The sequence below is a fragment of the Chryseobacterium sp. MEBOG06 genome (genome assembly GCF_021869765.1).
Taxonomy (GTDB): domain Bacteria; phylum Bacteroidota; class Bacteroidia; order Flavobacteriales; family Weeksellaceae; genus Chryseobacterium.
On record NZ_CP084580.1, the window covers coordinates 2,271,691 to 2,290,646 of the forward strand.

Annotated in this window: 11 protein-coding genes, 1 tRNA gene and 1 pseudogene; 11 read left to right on the top strand and 2 right to left on the bottom strand. The window is 38.4% G+C overall.

The window, feature by feature from the left end; all coding sequences use genetic code 11:
• Positions 1-4 precede the first annotated feature (4 nt).
• The 3 genes from LF887_RS10360 (at position 5) to LF887_RS10370 (ending at position 10,971) form a co-directional block, all read left to right on the top strand.
• Positions 5-8,170, top strand: coding sequence for a neuraminidase-like domain-containing protein (locus tag LF887_RS10360; RefSeq protein ID WP_236859113.1), 8,166 nt, complete (start codon positions 5-7; stop codon positions 8,168-8,170).
• A gap of 41 nt (positions 8,171-8,211) precedes the next feature.
• Positions 8,212-10,365 (top strand): Hint domain-containing protein, encoded by a 2,154-nt coding sequence (locus LF887_RS10365; RefSeq protein WP_236859114.1) that lies wholly within the window; start codon positions 8,212-8,214, stop codon positions 10,363-10,365.
• A 66-nt stretch (positions 10,366-10,431) separates the two neighbouring features.
• On the top strand, positions 10,432-10,971 hold the full coding sequence (locus tag LF887_RS10370) for a hypothetical protein (RefSeq protein WP_236859115.1): 540 nt from the start codon (positions 10,432-10,434) through the stop codon (positions 10,969-10,971).
• Positions 10,972-11,173: 202 nt separating this feature from the next.
• On the opposite strand, the gene LF887_RS10375 is transcribed toward LF887_RS10370, so the two are convergent.
• Together LF887_RS10375 and LF887_RS10380 are read right to left on the bottom strand one after the other, a co-directional pair.
• A tRNA-Ala gene (locus tag LF887_RS10375) sits at positions 11,174-11,247 on the bottom strand.
• 197 nt (positions 11,248-11,444) lie between these two features.
• Positions 11,445-11,663: pseudogene (locus tag LF887_RS10380) on the bottom strand (transposase); the annotation flags it as partial.
• Positions 11,664-12,016: 353 nt separating this feature from the next.
• Between LF887_RS10380 and LF887_RS10385 the strand changes: the two are divergent.
• From LF887_RS10385 to LF887_RS10420, 8 genes are all read left to right on the top strand, one after another.
• The gene (locus LF887_RS10385) at positions 12,017-12,370 is read left to right on the top strand and encodes a hypothetical protein (RefSeq protein ID WP_236859116.1); all 354 of its coding nucleotides are present in this window, start codon (positions 12,017-12,019) and stop codon (positions 12,368-12,370) included.
• Positions 12,342-12,680, top strand: a complete 339-nt coding sequence (locus LF887_RS10390) for a hypothetical protein (protein WP_236859117.1) — start codon at positions 12,342-12,344, stop codon at positions 12,678-12,680. The genes LF887_RS10385 and LF887_RS10390 overlap by 29 nt, the downstream gene beginning before the upstream one ends.
• A gap of 56 nt (positions 12,681-12,736) precedes the next feature.
• On the top strand, positions 12,737-14,245 hold the full coding sequence (locus tag LF887_RS10395; RefSeq protein WP_236859118.1) for a phytoene desaturase family protein: 1,509 nt from the start codon (positions 12,737-12,739) through the stop codon (positions 14,243-14,245).
• The gene (locus tag LF887_RS10400; protein ID WP_236859119.1) at positions 14,229-15,065 is read left to right on the top strand and encodes a phytoene/squalene synthase family protein; all 837 of its coding nucleotides are present in this window, start codon (positions 14,229-14,231) and stop codon (positions 15,063-15,065) included. Before LF887_RS10395 ends, LF887_RS10400 begins: the two co-directional genes overlap by 17 nt.
• A gap of 63 nt (positions 15,066-15,128) precedes the next feature.
• Complete coding sequence (locus tag LF887_RS10405; protein WP_236859120.1) at positions 15,129-15,590, top strand: SRPBCC family protein; 462 nt, start codon at positions 15,129-15,131, stop codon at positions 15,588-15,590.
• Positions 15,591-15,597: 7 nt separating this feature from the next.
• Positions 15,598-16,050 carry a sterol desaturase family protein gene (locus tag LF887_RS10410; RefSeq protein WP_236859121.1) on the top strand — a complete coding sequence of 151 codons (453 nt, stop codon included), beginning with the start codon at positions 15,598-15,600 and terminating at the stop codon, positions 16,048-16,050.
• Complete coding sequence (locus LF887_RS10415) at positions 16,047-16,745, top strand: lycopene cyclase domain-containing protein (RefSeq protein WP_236859122.1); 699 nt, start codon at positions 16,047-16,049, stop codon at positions 16,743-16,745. The genes LF887_RS10410 and LF887_RS10415 overlap by 4 nt, the downstream gene beginning before the upstream one ends.
• 1,000 nt (positions 16,746-17,745) lie before the next feature.
• Positions 17,746-18,951 carry a PAS domain-containing sensor histidine kinase gene (locus LF887_RS10420; protein ID WP_236859123.1) on the top strand — a complete coding sequence of 402 codons (1,206 nt, stop codon included), beginning with the start codon at positions 17,746-17,748 and terminating at the stop codon, positions 18,949-18,951.
• Positions 18,952-18,956: the final 5 nt, after the last annotated feature.

The following is an 18,956-nucleotide window of genomic DNA, read 5'->3' on the forward strand; positions in this document are numbered from 1 at the left end:
ACTCATGGAAGTAAAACAACTGATTCATAAATTTTATGAAGTAAATCCGGACGTAGATTTGCTAAAGGCCAATCTTCATAAGGAAGAGACCTTAGCCTCCATAAAGCTACCCAAAACCAAATCGCGTGCCACCGCAACCGACATGGTAGAACAGCTCAAACAAGTGGCTCGGGTGGTACGCTTACATCCGGAAGCGCAAACGAACAAAAAATTAACGGCTGATGTGATTGTTACTCTATACGAAAAATTCGATGGATTAAACTCGGCTCACGACATTGCCCGACAAAGCGGAGAAGTGTTTGTAAAACAATATACCGATGCTTTTGGTGGCCCCAAAGTAGCATCGGAGGTATACAAGAGAGCAGCTGAAGTAACCAATAATGTGGCGAATCTTACCAATGCAATTTTAAATATGTCGACACCGCTTTCTAAAGCGATATCGACTTCATCTGTCAGTGAAGAGGTAACCGAGTATTTTACTGGATTGGTAGGCTATCAGGAACTGTTTGGAAGTCTCAATTATTGCGATTGCCCGGAATGTAAATCGGTACTGGGACCAGCAGCCTATTTTGTTGATCTGATGCGTATTGTACAAAAATATATTACCGAGCCCAATACCGCTACCATACCACATGCAAGTGCATTGGCTGTAAGACGTCCCGATTTGGGAACGATACCGCTAACCTGCGAAAAAACAAATACCATCGTCCCGTATTTACAAATCATCATTGAGCGTTTGGAACAAAGTCTGTCGACCAGTTGGAAAATTGCGAGTACGACCGATTTGTACAAGCAACTTGCCGCAACGTATTATCCGTTTAACTTACCATTCCTGCAACCGTTAAGCAGCATACGGATTTATCTTGAGGAACTAAAAACAACACTGGCCGGGGTATTTGCCTGCCAACAGCTAACCGGCCCGCAATTGGCTGCCGAACAATTGCAAACAACCCTCGAAGGTTGGAATTTACTTAAAACGGCAACGGTAGATACCGCGAAATTACAAACCTATTTTGGGGTGGCGAAACTGGACGATCTGAATAGTTTTAAAGTCTTTTCTAAACAAACCGATTTACTGGTAACGCAAGTCCAGGATTTACTCTACCAAAATTTATCCGGGACCGAAATTACAGCCGGGCTGAATGCCCAGTTCTTTATCAATAAGGGATTAACCAAACCGGTTGTAGTGGGGAATACCGATTCGGTAAATACCATCGATAACCTGACGCCGGCGGCTCTGGATCAGATAAATCGCTTTTTACGCCTTACGTTACTTAGCGAATGGTCGTTTGATGATCTGGACTGGGCTTTACATGCTTTGAATAACGGAACACCGGAAATTAATGAAAGCATATTACAACTGGTACCAAAATTACAACAACTGGTTACCCGAATGAATAGTGATGTCGCTACGGTAAGTACCTATTTGTTTGATTTGAAAACTTACGGAATGGGGAACGATCCGGCACAGTCGGCAGCACCGTTTGATGTTGTATTTAATACCGGACAAACCACTTTATACCACCCTAAAAATAGCGCAACGGTAGCCTATCCGCTTAATAAAACCTATCTGGATACGCCGCTAAGTTGGGAATATGCTTCCAATAGCGGAAACAACCCGGCCAATGCGGTTCGTGTCGCTTCGGCTTTGGGCGTTTCGCAAAACGATTTGCAATTGCTGGTTTCGGCTTTATATAAGAGTACACCAACCATTGTGTTAAATGTACCTGCCATTTCGGCCTTGTCGCGCCATGTACGCCTGGCAGGATATTTTAAATTAAGCATCAAAGATTATCTGAGCTTTTTGAGTGTATCCGGAAAAGTACAACTGGTTTTTACAATTGATGAGCTGACGGCACTCATTGACAACAAAGAAGCACTGGCTACAGTGACCCGATTAACGTTAGAAGATCTCAATTATACGGTAAATGCGGTTGTATCGCCAACCGTTAACATTTTATACTATCCCGATAAAAGTGAAGCATGGCTTAAAACACTGCCGATACTTATTCCGGCATCCGATTCTGAAGACGATCAATTGATCAAACTTTACGAACAGGTTGGTGCGTTCTTCGGTATTCCATCCTCATTGGCGCAATCGGTTTTGGCACTTACTGTTACCAATCCACTTTCGGTATTCCTGAATCCCGATACGACCAATGCGATAAAAGCATTAAGTCTCATTTCACGTTGGTTGGTATGGGTACAAAAAACGGGAGTCAGTCAGGATTTACTCGATAACATTGCTGTCAGTAAAGCGGCTTATGGCATTACCGATACCACAAAACTAACGTTTGCAAATAGCATTGTATTACTTCAGTTCCAGTTTTTTACCGGTATTTATAATGATGTAAACAATCGGTTTTCAGACTACATGACGGCGATTGCCGGTAATAAAAATGATGTTGCCGCAGCCATTTTGTCGGAAGCAACCGGATGGGATGAATCGATAATCACAGCATTGTATGCCTTAAAATATACCAATCAGGTCGATCGCCTGTACAGCATGCAGGCCGTTATTACGTTGCTTAATAAAACAGGTTTAAATCTGGATGCTTTTCAGGAGTTACTTAGCCTGGCCGGAAAAGGTGTTGCCGACTGGGATACATTGGTAGCAGAGGAAAACAAATTATTAACCGCAATTCAGGCACGATATAATGTAGGAAGCGACTGGAATCAGCTGGCCGTACAAATTGGCGGTAAAACCGCATCGGCCCAAAGAGACGCTCTGATTGGAGCGACTATCTTTGCCCTGCGCTCGGCCGATGCCACTGCCTACATCCAGAATACACGCGATTTACACGACTATTTGCTTATTGATGTGGATATGTCGGATGTAGCACAAATTTCCTATATCAAAGAAGCGCTTAATGCGATTCAGTTGTATATGAACCGCTGTCGTTCGAAACTGGAAGCCGGTGTGGTACTTTTACCGATCCCTGAAGTTTGGTGGGAATGGATGATGAATTATCGGGTATGGGAAGCCAACCGCGAAATTTTCCTCTATCCTGAAAATTATCTCGATCCGGCTTTCCGTAGCTCCAAAACCGATTTGTTTAAACAACTGGAAAACGACCTGAAACAAAACGACATTACCGAAGGCAATGTAACATCGGCCTATATGAAATACCTGGAAGGCTTTGCAGAACTGGCAAAACTGGTGTATGTAGATGCCTATTATTGTAGAGTTTCCGACGATACCCGCGATAATCAGCCGACCTTGTTTCTGTTTGCACGCACCGCTACCAACCCGTATACCTATTATTATATCACAAGGGAGAGCGAAGGTACCTGGTCGCAATGGATTAAAATTGATCTGGCCATTAATGCCGTACAAATTACACCGGTTTATGCCTTTAATAAGTTGTTCCTGTTTTGGGTAGAACAAAGTGTTGCGATCGATAAAACACCGAATACCACTACCGAAAACATTGTGAAGGCCTCGATAAACTATACGTTTTATAATTTCCAGAATCAATGGGTACCGGCGCAATCACTGGTAAAAGACTATATTATCGATGTTAGTCCAAGTGCCTATAGAACTGCAAATAATAAACTTTTTCCAGACAATTTCTTCGACCCCAATAGTCTTTGGTGGAATAAAGTATATCCGCTCAAAATACAACAGGATAGTTTCTGGGAAATTACCAATGGCGGCAATCGATTTGAACAATTAGTGATTGCCTTCGGCCCAATGATTGATACTACGGTGCAATATCCGCAACCTGCCAATAATCCACCGAATGCCTCCAATCCGGCGGTTCAGATTTTTGAAAATCAGTTGTTTGAAACGGGGCAAAACTATAATTATGTCTATAATCTGGGTTATAAAGGGCAGTTACCGTTGTTTAAGCCGATTGTTTTAAACGATAGTCTGGATAGCAGTTATTTGGTAAATCCCGACGAAATCCTGTTTTTCGAAAAAGACAGTGATAAGAGTAACGATCTGTTTACTCCGCAAATCGACGCGACATCGGGACAAATGAATCTGATTAGTACTTCCCGTACGATTTACGATAATGATATTGCGGGGCAGATTATTACCCCGGCCATTCCAACGCCACAAACTTCCTTAAAGGACAGTTCTTTTATTTCGACCGATGCCGGTATTAATGCGACAGGTTCTAAAACGGTTTATAATACGTTGGTAGACTATGGTTATATCGATAGCAGCGGTATGCTGGGACGTTCTGATTATGCGGAAATGCGTACCGACGTGATGAGCATTTTTGAAGGCGATCCTGGTCAGCTTAAAAAGACACAGTTTGTAATGGGAGTCGTAAACAGAGCCAGTGGTTCCCGCTGGTTATCCCAAAACGTTCGGAATAAAAATTATGGATTGTTTACGATTAAAAACGCTGTAGGAACCTTTGTTTTTTATGGCGACAAAGAAGCGTTTTTAATGGAAGATCCGGATAAAGATCCGGTATTTATTTCCGATTTGTTGTTTAATGCCGACACCATGTTTTTGGAATCGTCGTTCCTTTCGTCGGGCGCAGGTATCGATGCCAGCGGATCCAGCCAGATTTACAATAATTTGATTGATTACGGGTATTTTACAGCCGACGGACAACTGGAACGCGGTACAACAATTGACGATCTGACTAAGGCGCTCAATGAGATGCTGGAAGGACAGCCGGATAAAACCGATAAGGTCGATTCGGTTATGGATGTATTAACCAATCAACCACTGTTTTATAATACTGATTTTATCTCTGACAGTGCCGGGATTAATGCCAATGGTTCTAAAAATATTTTTGATCAGCTTATGCAGGCCGGGTATCTGGATAAAAACGGCCGTTTAATGACGGATATTGATTTTAATGAGTTAACCGGTGTGCTTTACGATATTCTGGAAGGGCAACCGGATATTGATAAAAAAGTACGTTTTGTGGTACAGGTGTTGTATCAGGCAGAATACCCGTCGTCTATCGGATTCTTCCGAAGTTTGAACACCACTCCTTATGCGTGCGAATATAATTTTAAAGCGATACGTCTTACCACAGGAGCAATTCATAACCTTAGTGCCCGTATCTTTTCCGGTGGTGTCGACAAACTGTTGTCGCTCGAAAGTCAATTGATCCCGGTGGATCCGGAATTGCCTTTTAACAGATTTGGTTTTGAAGAACCGTATGTTATCGCTCCTGAAGCTCCCGATGGCGGACAGGTCGATTTTAACGGGGCGTATGAATTGTATTATTGGGAATTGTTTTTCCATGCGCCCATGTATATTGCCAATCTACTAAAGACAAATCAGGTATTTGATCAGGCCGAAAAATGGTACAAATATATGTACGATCCAACGGCGGCTCCGTATCTGGTAGAGGCAGATTCTTTTGTGTGTGCCACGATAGGAGTTACCGATTCGAGCCGTATTTACCGCGTTTTACTGGACAACAAATGGATTGATAGCGAAGGCTATGTGAGCAGTAAATTTACAGCCAAAACAAATCTGAATTCGATTCTTTCTTTCCTTCAGCCGGTACAAATTCAATCGGTAAAAAATGTATTGCTCAACCATCAGGTAGCGCGTGATATTTGCCGCGTATGGCAGTTTAATCCTTTCCGGAACCATACGGTAGCTTCGTTGCTCGAAAACATTACGAACGCCAAACAAATTGCAGCTTACAATCAGTATCCGTTCGATCCGCATGCTATTGCCCGTTTGCGTATTGGCGCCTACGAAAAAGCGATGGTAATGCAATTTATCGATAACCTGATTAAATGGGGCGACTGGTATTTTTCGCAGTACACCTGGGAGAGTAATACCACGGCGAATATGTTGTACATCTACGCTTATAGTTTACTGGGGCCAAAACCGGAGGACCTTGGACCGTGTCAGGCCGAGGATCCTGCGAATTTTAACGACATTGTAGCTCAATATGGTGACAATATACCGCAGTTTAAAATTACCCTCGAAGATCATGTTGGAAGTGGTTCCAGCGGATTAAATTTCCAACCGTATAACGATATTGATGCCTATTTCTGTGTACCCGAAAACGACAAACTCGAACAATACTGGGACACGGTTATCGATCGACTTTATAAAATAAACAATAGCTTAAATATTAATGGGATACCGCAACCATTGCAATTATTCGAACCGCCTATCGATCCTGGTTTATTGGCACGTGCTGCGGCGAGCGGTGGTAATCCGTTAAGTATTATGACGCAGAATGCGGCTATTCCGGCTTATCGCTTTGAGTATCTTATCGATCGGGTAAAAAATATCGCTGCTACATTAAGTCAGTTGGGATCCGGTTTATTAAACGCACTGGAACGTAAAGACGATTCGGCACTGGCCAAATTACAGGCCACACAGCAAAATGTGCTGCTTAATCTTAACACAATGATTAAAGAACAGGAGATCGAAGAGGCCAAACAAAACATTGCCGGTTTGCAACAAAATCTGTTAAGTGCTCAAAATCGTGAACAGTTTTACCAAAAGCAGTACGACGAAAACCTGAGTGCTCTGGAAATCGCCAGCCTGTCGTTACAAGGCGCGGCCATTTATCCGGAATCAGTTTCAATTGGAATTAACGGAATTTCAGTTGCCGGTTATCTGGCGCCGAATATCTTTGGTTTTGCCGATGGAGGGATGAAGTTTGGAGATGCCATTACTGCGGGCGCTCAGATGGCACAAACGACTTCGTCTATTTTAAACCAGAGTGCCGGAATTATTGCGACAACTGCTCAGTATAACAGACGACGTGACGACTGGAAGTTGCAACAGCAAACGGCGGCTTATGATGCGGCTCAAATTCAGGATCAGATTAATTCGGCTAATGCGCAATTACTGATCAACCAGCAAAACCTGGTGATTCATAAAAAAACAATTGATCAGGAGAATGCCTACGAACAATTCCTGACCACCCGTTTTACGAATATGGATTTCTATTCGTGGATGATCAGCCGATTATCGACCATTTATTTCCAATCGTATCAGCTTACGCTGGGAATGGCGCTGGCAGCACAATCAGCTTATCAGAATGAGATGAACAGTACCGAACAGTTTATTCAGTTCGATTACTGGGATACGCTTCACAAAGGATTGTTGTCGGGAGAAGCTTTATTATTATCGTTACAACAAATGGAACGCAGTTATGTGTTGAAAAACACGCGTACTTTCGAAATTGAAAAGACAATTTCCTTGCTGCAACTGGATCCGTTACAGTTTATGGAATTTAAAACAGGACTTCATTCGGGAGTAAAAGGAACGCTTCGTTTTAAACTTTCGGAACAGTTATTCGATTTTGATTTCCCGGGACAGTATCTGCGTAAAATCAAAACGATTTCGGTGTCGATTCCTGCCGTGGTAGGGCCTTACCAGAATATTAATGCGGTATTGCGGCAAACCAAAAATTATACCGTGATGGAACCTAAAATCAATGCGGTTAAATATGTTATGGATCCGGTTAATAATCCCGATCCGGGTAATGTACGCGTAGACTGGATTCCCAACCAGAAAATTGCACTTTCCAAAGGTATGGACGATAATGGTTTGTTTGTGCTCAACTTTAACGATAGCATGTACCTGCCGTTTGAAGGAACCGGTGCTGTTTCGGAATGGGAATTAAACCTGCCGCCGGAAACCAATCATTTCGATTTTAATTCAATATCCGACATTATCGTAAAAATCAGCTATACGGCTTACGAAGATATGGGACAGTTTGCCACCGATGTAAAAAATCAGTTGCAATCCCAGAATCCACCGTATCCGTATCAGGTAGCCAAACAAATTGTATTGCAACAGGCTTTTAGTGGTAACTGGTATCAGTTTATGCATCCGCAGCCGAATCCGGTAACGCAATCGATGGTGTTTAGTTTAACCGATGCTATTGTGCTGCCAAACCTTAAAAAGGTAGCATTACAATCGGTAACAGTGGTGGTGCAAACTCAAAATAACACAACGGTTTCCGATAAACAAGCGGGTAGCTTCTTAACTTTAAAACAAACGGGTAAAAGCGATCTGAGTATTCCGATAATGAATAATGTAGGAACGGTTGCTCTTAGCGGGCCCTTTGAGGCAGAAACGGCAGAACTTCTATTTACGATCGCCAATACACCGGATGAATTGCTTACGGCTGATAAGAAACAACTGGATCCGAACAGATTAAGCGGACTGCTCATTATTATTAACTATACGTCCAACGTATTTGCAAAACAATAAAATTCATCATCAAATAAATATTAACCTTTAAACTTTAAATTATGGCATGGGAAGAATGCGTAACATCAATTAGGGCGAACCTTGACCCTAACGCAAAAGAAGTAAATCAGGTAATCTGGACAGGGCCAAACAAACAGGTTACAGAAGACAATCTGGAAACCGATAGTTTTTCGGCGAGTAAGCCGTTTGCCTTGATTTGTCCGGACCGTCACTGTCAGGATTACGGCGATTTTTCGCCTCAGGCACACGCTTTATGTAACTGTAAAGACGTGAACGGAAACCCAATTCCGGATTGTGTTCCTAAAAATGTATTATACCCTTATCCGAGTGGTGTTTGTTTGAACATCGACAATCCATCGGATTATAGTACCAAACGGGGACGGGCTTGTACTAAACAAGGTGATAGCTATTATGCATTAACGTGTTTCTGTTGTTGTTCGTGTTATGCGAACGGTACCAAAATTGCTATTCCGACGGGATTCAAAACGATTGAGTATTTTCAAACGGGAGATGAGGTATTAACGGCATCACTGGCAACAGGATCATTGAAATGGAATACCGGAAAAGTGGCGTATAGTATGGGTACCGGGCCAGACGGACATCAGTCGGCCATGGTATATATGCACTATGGTGACGACGATCGTCAGATTATTGTAACTCCGGATCAGTTGTTTTTAATGAGTACCGGAAAATTAAAACGTAGTGATCGTTTGGTTCCGGGTGTGGACGAATTGGTAAATGAGTGGGGCGATGCGGTGCCGATTCACGAAATCAGTATCGGAGAATATATCGGTGGGGTACACCATATTTCTACTGCTGCTGCTTTCGATGGCGTTATAGACGGACACTTGTTATTGTCGGAAGGGGTTGTCTCGGGCGATTTTACCTTACAGGCCAATTCGGGTCAACTTATCGATATGGGGGTAATGGAAGACCATAAAGAATTGCCTAAAATCGGTTCGGAAGAATACGAGAAAAAGTATTCGCAATTATCGAAAGAATACTATGGTGTAATGCATATTACGGCATTAAGCGACGGAAGAAGAGAAAAAGTACAGCGTCCGCAAAAATTCTATCTGCATGGCGAACGTTCGATCACTGTTCCGAATACAGCCGCAGCATATCTGGACGTTGCTCAGGCAGCGGATGTGTACAATAATGCACCGCGTTGGAGTTTTGAAGATATTGGAATGAACAGCTCGCTAATAAAATATGTATTGCGTCTGTTTAAAGGGTTTTTCCCGGAAATCAATTTCTATTACGATCAGTCAAACGTAACGCCTAATGCATATGCTTTTGTACTGATGGACATGCAGTATGTGGTATTAACGGGTGGTTTAACGCGTTTAAAAGGAATGGATCAGGAAGGATTATCGTTTATATTGGCGCATATGATTTCGACGCTTCAAAAATCGAATCCGACCGGGGCTAATGGCTGGACTTCAGTGGCTATGGCTGATTATTACAGTATCGGTTTCCTAATGGATATTTATTTCGGGAAAAATTTCGGAACCATGTACAATCCTGGAATTAAACAATTGGATACTTCGTTGTTTAAATATATTTCGCCCGAAAATCAGGAGTATACAAACGATCCGTATAAGCCTACAGTAGATACACGTTTCGACGCACTGGATGCGGGTAAAGCAATGGATTTCCCACCTGATGGAATAGGAGGTCCAACAGCCGGTGGATTGAAAGTTGTAGATGTTAAAGCATTCCCGCCAATGGTAGGGGCATTTAGCTTTGTGAGTCAGGATATTGACGAAGCAGCATCGGAAAACGCATTCCGTTTGTTGATACAAAACAAAGAGGTGACTGTTGATGGCGAGGTTTCTCCGGACTTTACCGTGAATACCGACCTGAACTTTTTATTCCCTGATGTTTCGGATAAAAATCAACGAGACATGATGACCGAACAGGTTCGCAGTAGTCTGATTCACGCGATGGGACTTATTCAGTTGGAATTTAACGATCTTGTCAATCCGGCTTCGGCTTCCAGCTACCACGATTTTACACTCGATCCGGATGCCCGTATCGATAGTGTTGTGGCCAAAACCAATATTCCTGTGGTGGAAATTGCCGCCGAAATTAAACGTGGTGTTGAATATACGTTGACCACATCGACGAATGTTCGTTCGTATAACGGATCAACAATTGATCTACAACAACGATCTATTTCTTTTAAAATCTAAAAGAGACGATTACTATCGCGGCCGGTAATCTCGCCGACCGCGATTTTTAACTAAAAAATTGAATCTATGGAACTGAATGAACTAAAAGAAATGACTGATATTAATGAGGCTTGTATGCGTTTTAGCGAAATTTTAGGATCGTCGAAACCTGTTCCGGAAGGGGTGTTATATGCCGCACTTGAAGATGAAGATTATGCACGGAATTTATTACTGGCTCGTAGAAGTCCTGAATTGATAAATATGCTATTAGCCCAACGGGCCTATTACCGTCCGAAAACAGTTGTACCGCAAGAAAAAAAGCAAAGCGGCTATACCAACCTGCAATTGATTGAAAAGCTAGGAAAATCGATGTGGAAATGGGGTTTGGTTGGTTTTTCTACCGTAACGGAAGAGGTGTATAACAAACGACTGGCGGCTTGTGCTTCGTGTGATCAATTAGAAGAAGCCCCCGATCAATTGGTGTATAAAATCAGCTTAAAGAAAAATGAAGATAAACGCACCTGCAAAACCTGTGGTTGTGTTGTGGCCCGGAAAGCAAGGTTAACAAACGATACCTGTCCCCGGGAAGATACCGGAAACCCCGGATTTAATCGTTGGGGTGAGTAAACACCATCCCTGCAAAGATTCTTTGCAGGGATGGTGTTTTTAATCGATATAAATCGAAAAATACAGATTATTTAATAAAAAGTATTTTTCTCTCCGCCAGTTGGGAAACTAAAACAAAAAACGATGCATTAAAAAAACATATTTTCCTGTAAACAAAAAAATAACTGTAAATCAATTATTACAGTTATTTTTTATAGGTATGTGGAGAATACGGGATTCGAACCCGTGACCTTTTGACTGCCAGTCAAACGCGCTAGCCAACTGCGCCAATCCCCCAATTCTAAAGCGGTACAAAAGTAAGTATTTATATGATATACACAACTATTTTATTAGTTTTTTTATCAGAATTAATTAGCATTTCTAAAAATAGAAGCTTTATAAAATACTCTATAAAGAATAATAGGCTAACTGACTTTTAAAATATTCGACACTATCCCACGAAGTGTGTAAGTTAAAAATTTAGGGCTTGGATTTTATAATCTGAGCCTTTGTTCAAAAATAAGCATAAACTGGTTAAGAACAATACCCCAATTTTGAATTGGCATGGTCCATTTTTTAGTAGATTCTTTTAAAGCGAGATACACTGATTTCATTACGGCATCATCTGTAGGAAAAGACATTTTGTTTTTGGTGTATTTTCTGATTTTTCCGTTGAGATTTTCAATTAAATTTGTGGTATAAATGATTTTTCGCTTGCTTTTCGATTTATAAAGAATTTCTTTCAGTACCAGTGGTTATGTATTTTTCAGTGGCCTGAACCTCTTTAAACCATTTATCAAACCTCCGATTCAGTGGAACTTCTGTCACAGAATCTTTTATCTCACCACTGATTAATTCGTTCAACCTTGTTTCCAGAGCTGAACCTAAAGATTGAATGCGATCTTCCAAAATAGATTGTACATTTTCATTAAATTTTGCTTAGCTAGGTCTAATTTCCAAATAAATTAAGCCAAAGTATTCATATAAATAAGTAATATTAATTTATAGTACATTAATACTCTTTTATTATTTTGTATTAGTATATTTGTAAACTAAATTAGCTTTTATGAATTACAACCTCATTCAGGAAGTTATAGAATTGGTGCAGCAATTCGAAACTGAAAATGATAATAATATCAGTTACAGGAATGACCTAAGTGGTTTTAAAGAATGGATGTCAGACTGTTTTGATCATCATTCAGAAAATGAAACTCATTGGGAAGGAAAAGAGAATGGGAGAGGTGCTGATAGTGTCATTTGTACTTTTTTAACTCATATGAGCAGATATGCAAAATTATATTCAAAATCTGCTATCAGAGATTCCATGTTTTCAACTCAGGAAGATTTCATTTATCTGATTACCCTGAAGTCATTTGGGGCAATGTCAAAAGATGGATCTAATCAAGAAAAATGTACATGATAAACCAGCAGGGATACAGGTAATAAACAGATTAATCCATCATGGCTGGGTTGAGCAGACCGACTCTGATATAGATAAGCGTACAAAAGTCATCAGGATATCAGGAAAGGGATTTGAGATACTTAAAGGCCTGATGGACAAGATCCGTAACGCTTCTCATATCGTATCAGGAAATCAGTGCTATACGGAAAAAATGGAGCTTCTCCGTCTGCTTACTAAACTGAATGAATTTCATTATTCTGTTTATTGTAAAAATCCAGATCATAAAGATCTTCTTGATGCTGCTTATCATCAGATAAATAAAAATTAAAGGCTGGTAAAGTTGCTTACCAAACAATCAAGTAAAAAAGAATAAAGAAGCAAATCATGAAAGCAAAAAAATCAACGAAGAGAATTGCAGTGATAGGTTCAGGATTCTCCGGCATGTCAGCAGCGGCTTATGCAGCAAAGGCGGGTAATGAGGTGCATGTTTTTGAACAGCATTCTGAACCCGGCGGGCGGGCACGGCAGTTTAGAACTGAACAAGGTTATATTTTTGATATGGGACCAAGCTGGTATTGGATGCCGGATATTATTGATGACTTTTTTAAAGATTTTGGATTTCAGACAAGTGATTTTTTCGAACTTATTTCGTTAAATCCCCAATTCGAAATGATCTTTTCTGATGAGAAAATATCAATTCCTGAAAAAAATGAAGATATACGTAATTTATTTGAACAAATAGAAAAAGGAGCATCCATACAATATGATAAGTTTATGCAGTCTGCCCAATTTAAATATGAAATAGGAATGAAAGAATTTGTTACCAAACCTTGTGACAGCTGGTTTGAGTTTTTTTCTTTAAAAATTGCAGGAAGTGCATTTAAACTTGATCTGTTGAGTAATTTCAGAAAATATGTTTCCGGCTATTTCTCTAATCCTAAATTGAAATGTCTTATGGAATTTCCGGTCATATTTCTTGGTGCTTCTCCTGAAAATATTCCGGCGCTTTATAGTCTGATGAACTATGGGGGGTATGTATTAGGGACCAAATATCCAATGGGAGGCTTCCATCAGTTGGTATTGGCAATGCAAAAGGTTGCCGAAAAACAAGGGGTAACGTTTCATTTCAATCAGGCAGTTCAGAAAATCAATACAGAGAATGGAAAAGTAACATCACTGAATATTAATGGTGAAAATTATAAATTTGATGCTGTCATTGCTTCGTCAGACTATCATCATACTGAAACCCTGCTTCCGGAATCCGTCAGAAATTATAACAGTAAATACTGGGATACCAGAGTATTGGCGCCTTCCTGCCTGATTTATTATTTAGGAATAAAAGAAAAGATTCCCAACTTAAAGCATCACACCTTATTTTTTGAAAATGAATTGGAAGATCATATAGACTGTATCTACAAAAATAAGAAATGGCCTGATAAACCTCTTTTTTACTGCTGCTGTCCTTCTAAAACAGATCCCCATGTTGCTCCTGAAAATGGTGAAAATTTATTTCTATTGATGCCACTCGCTCCAGGAATACATGATAATGAAGAGATCAGGGAACAGTATCTTGATGAAATGCTCCTCAGGGTTGAAAAACATACGGGGGCAAAAAACCTCTGTTCAAAATTAGAATATAAAAGGAGTTACTGTGTAAGTGATTTTATTGCTGATTACAATGCTTATAAAGGTAATGCTTATGGGCTTGCCAATACATTGGGACAAACAGCGGTATTGAAACCCAAGATCAGAAATAACAAGATTAAGAATTTATTTTATACAGGACAGTTAACCGTTCCCGGACCCGGAGTTCCACCTTCAATTATTTCCGGAAAAATAGTAGCTAAAGAAGTCAATAACCTGAAATTAAAAGAATATGAAAAAATTGTTTGATGAATTGTCTTACGAAGTGAGCAAAAAGACTACCCAAAAATACAGTACCAGTTTTTCATTAGGAATATTGGCTTTAAAACCCTCTATAAGATCAGCTATTTATGCTATTTACGGATATGTACGTCTTGCTGATGAAATTGTTGACAGTTTTCATGAGTATGACAAGGAGAAACTGCTTTTGAGATTGAAATCGGAAACAAACCATGCGATTGACGAGGGAATATCCCTTAATCCTATTTTGCAGTCTTTTCAGGAAACGGTGAGGAATTACCGGATTGAAAGAACTCTTATTGATCAGTTTTTATACAGCATGGAGATGGATCTGCATAAAATTAATTATGATTCGGAATTATACAGCCAATACATTTACGGGTCTGCTGAGGTCGTTGGACTGATGTGCTTACAGGTATTTACAGAAGGAAGTAAAGAAAAATTTGAAGAGCTGAAACCTTTTGCTATGAAGCTGGGATCAGCATTTCAAAAAGTAAATTTTTTACGAGATCTGAAAGATGATTATCAGATATTAGGACGCAGCTATTTTCCCTCAGTAGATATGTATGTCTTTGATAACTCTGTGAAAAATGAAATTGAAAAAGAAATTGAATACGAATTTAAAGAAGCATTGACAGGAATCAAAAAATTACCCAATTCTTCAATGTTTGGGGTATATTTAGCATATAGGTATTACTTGTCATTATTTGAAAAGATAAAGAAAACGAGCTCTCAGAAAATTTTGCAGGATAGAATAAGAATAGCAAATTCTCAAAAAATATTTCTGGCATTAAAAAGCTACATCCGGTATAAGTCAGCCTATCTATAAAGGAAATATGAGTATAAAGGAACACCGGGTTAATAACTATAACTACTTTTAAACAGAAAAATAATGGCTTATCAATTACATAGAGAACAGCAGTTAAATTGTGATAAAGAAACTGCATGGAAATTCTTTTCCTCCCCTCATAATTTATCAAAAATAACACCTGAAACGATGAATTTTATTGTGATGTCGGACTTCGGGAGTAAGGCTATTTATGAAGGAATGGAAATCAATTATAAGGTCTCTCCTTTATTGGGTATTCCCATACATTGGAAAACAAAAATTATTCAGGTGGACGATCATAAGAGCTTTACCGATTTTCAGGAAGCGGGGCCCTATAAATATTGGAATCATCATCATGAATTTGTTCCAAATGAAGAAGGTATTCTGATGAAAGATACCATAGATTACGAATTGCCTCTGGGAATTTTAGGAAGAATTGCCCATAATCTGTTTGTGAGAAAAAAACTGAATGACATATTTGATTTCAGATATCAATTTCTGGAGAATTTTTTTAATGAAAAATAGAGTTAGGATGAATTTTTTAATCGTTTTATCAGTCTTTATTTTAATGGAAGGGGCTACCTGGATTATTCACCGGTATGTTATGCATGGTTTTCTGTGGATATTACACCGGGATCATCATGATCATAGTAATGATGGTCCGCTTGAAAGAAATGATTGGTTTTTTATAATCTTTGCTACCCCTGCTATAGCCCTATTGTATGTAGGAGTAAGGCAGGAATTCAGTTCTCTGTTTTTTATAGGTCTTGGAATCAGTCTCTATGGAATGGCTTATTTCTTTGTACATGATATCTTCATTCATCAAAGAGCTGAAATTTTCAAAAAAACTCGAAATCCATACCTTCTTGCAATAAGACGTGCCCACAAACAACATCATAAGCATCTCGGAAAAAAAGATGGAGAATGTTTTGGATTTCTTTGGGTTCCTGTTCAATATTTTAAAATGTATTTTAATAAAAAATGATACCTTACACCTATCTTCTCATTAATTTTTTTACTGTTATCATCTGTTTTATAGCTTCTTTTGACAGGAGAATCCGGTTTAACCAATATTTTGGCACTTTTTTGTTGTCCAGCACCATTGTGGCTATACCATTTATTATTTGGGATATTTGGTTTACCAAAATGGGAGTGTGGTGGTTTGATGTTAAATATACGTTGGGCTTTAAAGTAATAGGGCTTCCTGTTGAAGAATGGCTGTTCTTTTATTGTATTCCATTTGCCTGTGTTTTTACTTATTATTGCGTGGACAAATTTTATACTATGAAATGGGCTCATGCATTCAATAATCTTATTATATTCACATGGGTTATTTTTCTGGGGGTTGCGGGCCTTTTGTATTATGATAGGATTTATACTTTACTGACTGTTATTGTTACTGTTTTTACACTTTGTTATTTACATTTTATTGTTAAAAGTGAATGGATAGGTCAGGCTACTTTTATTTATTTGATTTTGATACCCGGATTTTTTGCCGTAAATGGAATACTTACAGGTTCAGTAATCCCGTCACCGGTAGTGAATTATAACCCTGAAGATTTTATTGGGGTAAGAATGTTCACTATTCCGGTAGAAGATTCCGTTTATGGATACAGCCAATTCTTATTAAATATTTACTTCTTTAAAATTTTAAAAAAGTATATTAACGATGAGAAATAAAAGCAAAATCATCCAATGATCATCCAAGTGCATGCTCTGGACCTGATAATTGTTGTATTTAAAATTTTGGGATGTTAGGATTTTGATGCTTTTTAAGCACCAAAGCCGACATCAAAATTCAGAAAAAGTCTATGTAATGAAATATATAGCTTGCACAAAAAATCTGTGAGTTTTTCAAAATGCTTTTCAATATTACCAGGTCTTTATGATTCCCGAAAACCGGTATCAATACGGCAAATTTCGACAGTTCCCACTTCTGAACCTCCTGTAGTATCTGCTTATTCAGACTTAAGTCTATTAGCAACTTTTTGTGTTGACTTCTTCCAGTTGGCATAACCAGTAAAGCCCCTTAATCCCTAAATCTCCGAATTTCATCTTCCAATTATAAAAAGCGGTCTCAATTATGCCCATTTTATGGACAGCTTGTTCAACTTTAATTCCTGTCTCTGACTTTACAAATACAATCTGACTTTCTGCAAATCTGCTCTTTTTTATAAGCTTGTCTTTATCCTACTTTTGTGGAGGTATTTTTTTAAAATCGTTAATTTTATATTGATTTTTTTAATATTTTTTCAATTTATTTTTTATTATTAAGTTTTTAATTAAATATTTTGTTTTATTTGTTGTTAACTTAATATTATATACATACCTTCACCAAGTGGAGAATAATTTTAATTGACGATGATTTTATTAAGAATTATATATACAATTTTCTTTGTGCAACTAATTCATTTTATACATAAGGACTTTTTTTGTAACCTCTTTATATCCATAAGGTAACTGAAATTTCCTCGGCCATATTTTCCATTTTATTTCTATTTAGAATAAAAATTTCCGACGTTAAATCTGTATTTGTTTGTTAGGCTGGCAATAATAACCTAATCACTACTTGAACTTAGAAAAGCTTTAAAATAACTATAAACTTTTGTCAATTCTATTTAAAACAAAGAGGAGAGACTATTACGATCAATAGAGTATATAATTGAGATATCTAATAATCATGGAAAGCATAAAAATTTTATATAATACTATAGAAACGGCTATTGATGGCATCATTATTATTGACCGAAGGGGTAGGATAGAAAGCCTGAATCCTTCTGTTTTGAAAATATTCGGTTATGTAGAGGAAGATCTCTTAGGTGAAAATATTTCGATCTTGATGTCGGAACCTGATAAAAGCAGGTATGAGAATCATTTAATTTATTGCCAACATACAGAAAAACGAATATGTTTAGAGAAGGAAAGAGAGGTCAGGGGATTAAAAAAAGATGGCAGTCGGTTTTACTTCAGATTTGCAGTGACCGAAATACAGTTGCAGAGCAGAATTATTTATACCAGTTTTATCCATGATCTTTCAAAAGAAAAAGAAGCGGAAGAATATCTTAAAAAATATACCAGTGAGCTTGAGGAGATAGTCGAAAGCCGAACACAACATCTAGAGCAAATGCTTTTTACATTAGAAAAGTCAAAAGAAGAAACCAGCATATCTCTTGAAAAAGAAAAAGACCTCAATCGAATGAAAAGCCGTTTTGTATCAATGGCATCACATGAGTTTCGGACTCCCTTAAGCTCCATGCAATTATCAGTTGTATTAATAGAAAAATATCTCCAAATTTCAGATAGTGATCAGATATTAAAACATCTTCATAAAATAAGAAATACAATTACCTGTCTCAATGCTATACTTAATGATTTTCTTTCTTTAGAAAAACTAGATATAGGAATTCTAAAACCTTATAATGAATCATTTGATATTGTTCAGTTTTCTAAGGAACTCACTGAAGAAATGCAGCTTACTACTAAAGAAAATCAAATCATTATTTACCAGCATACAGGGGCATACAGCAAAATACATATAGACAAAAACCTGTTAAGAAATTGTTTGCTGAACTTAGTTACTAATGCTATAAAATATTCGGGAGAACATACGCTGATAGATTTTTCTACGGAAATAAATGAAGAGGAATATAGTTTCACCATAAAAGATAATGGATTGGGAATACCTCTAGAGGATCATTCTTTTATCTTTCAGCCATTTTTTAGGGCGCATAATATAGGTGATATTTCAGGAACAGGCTTGGGACTTAACATCGTACTCAGGTATGTAGATCTACTGAAAGGTGAGATTCACTTTGAAAGTGAACCAGGAGTTGGGACCAGGTTTACACTGTTATTTAAAAATAATAATAGCAATAATACTTTATAATTCTA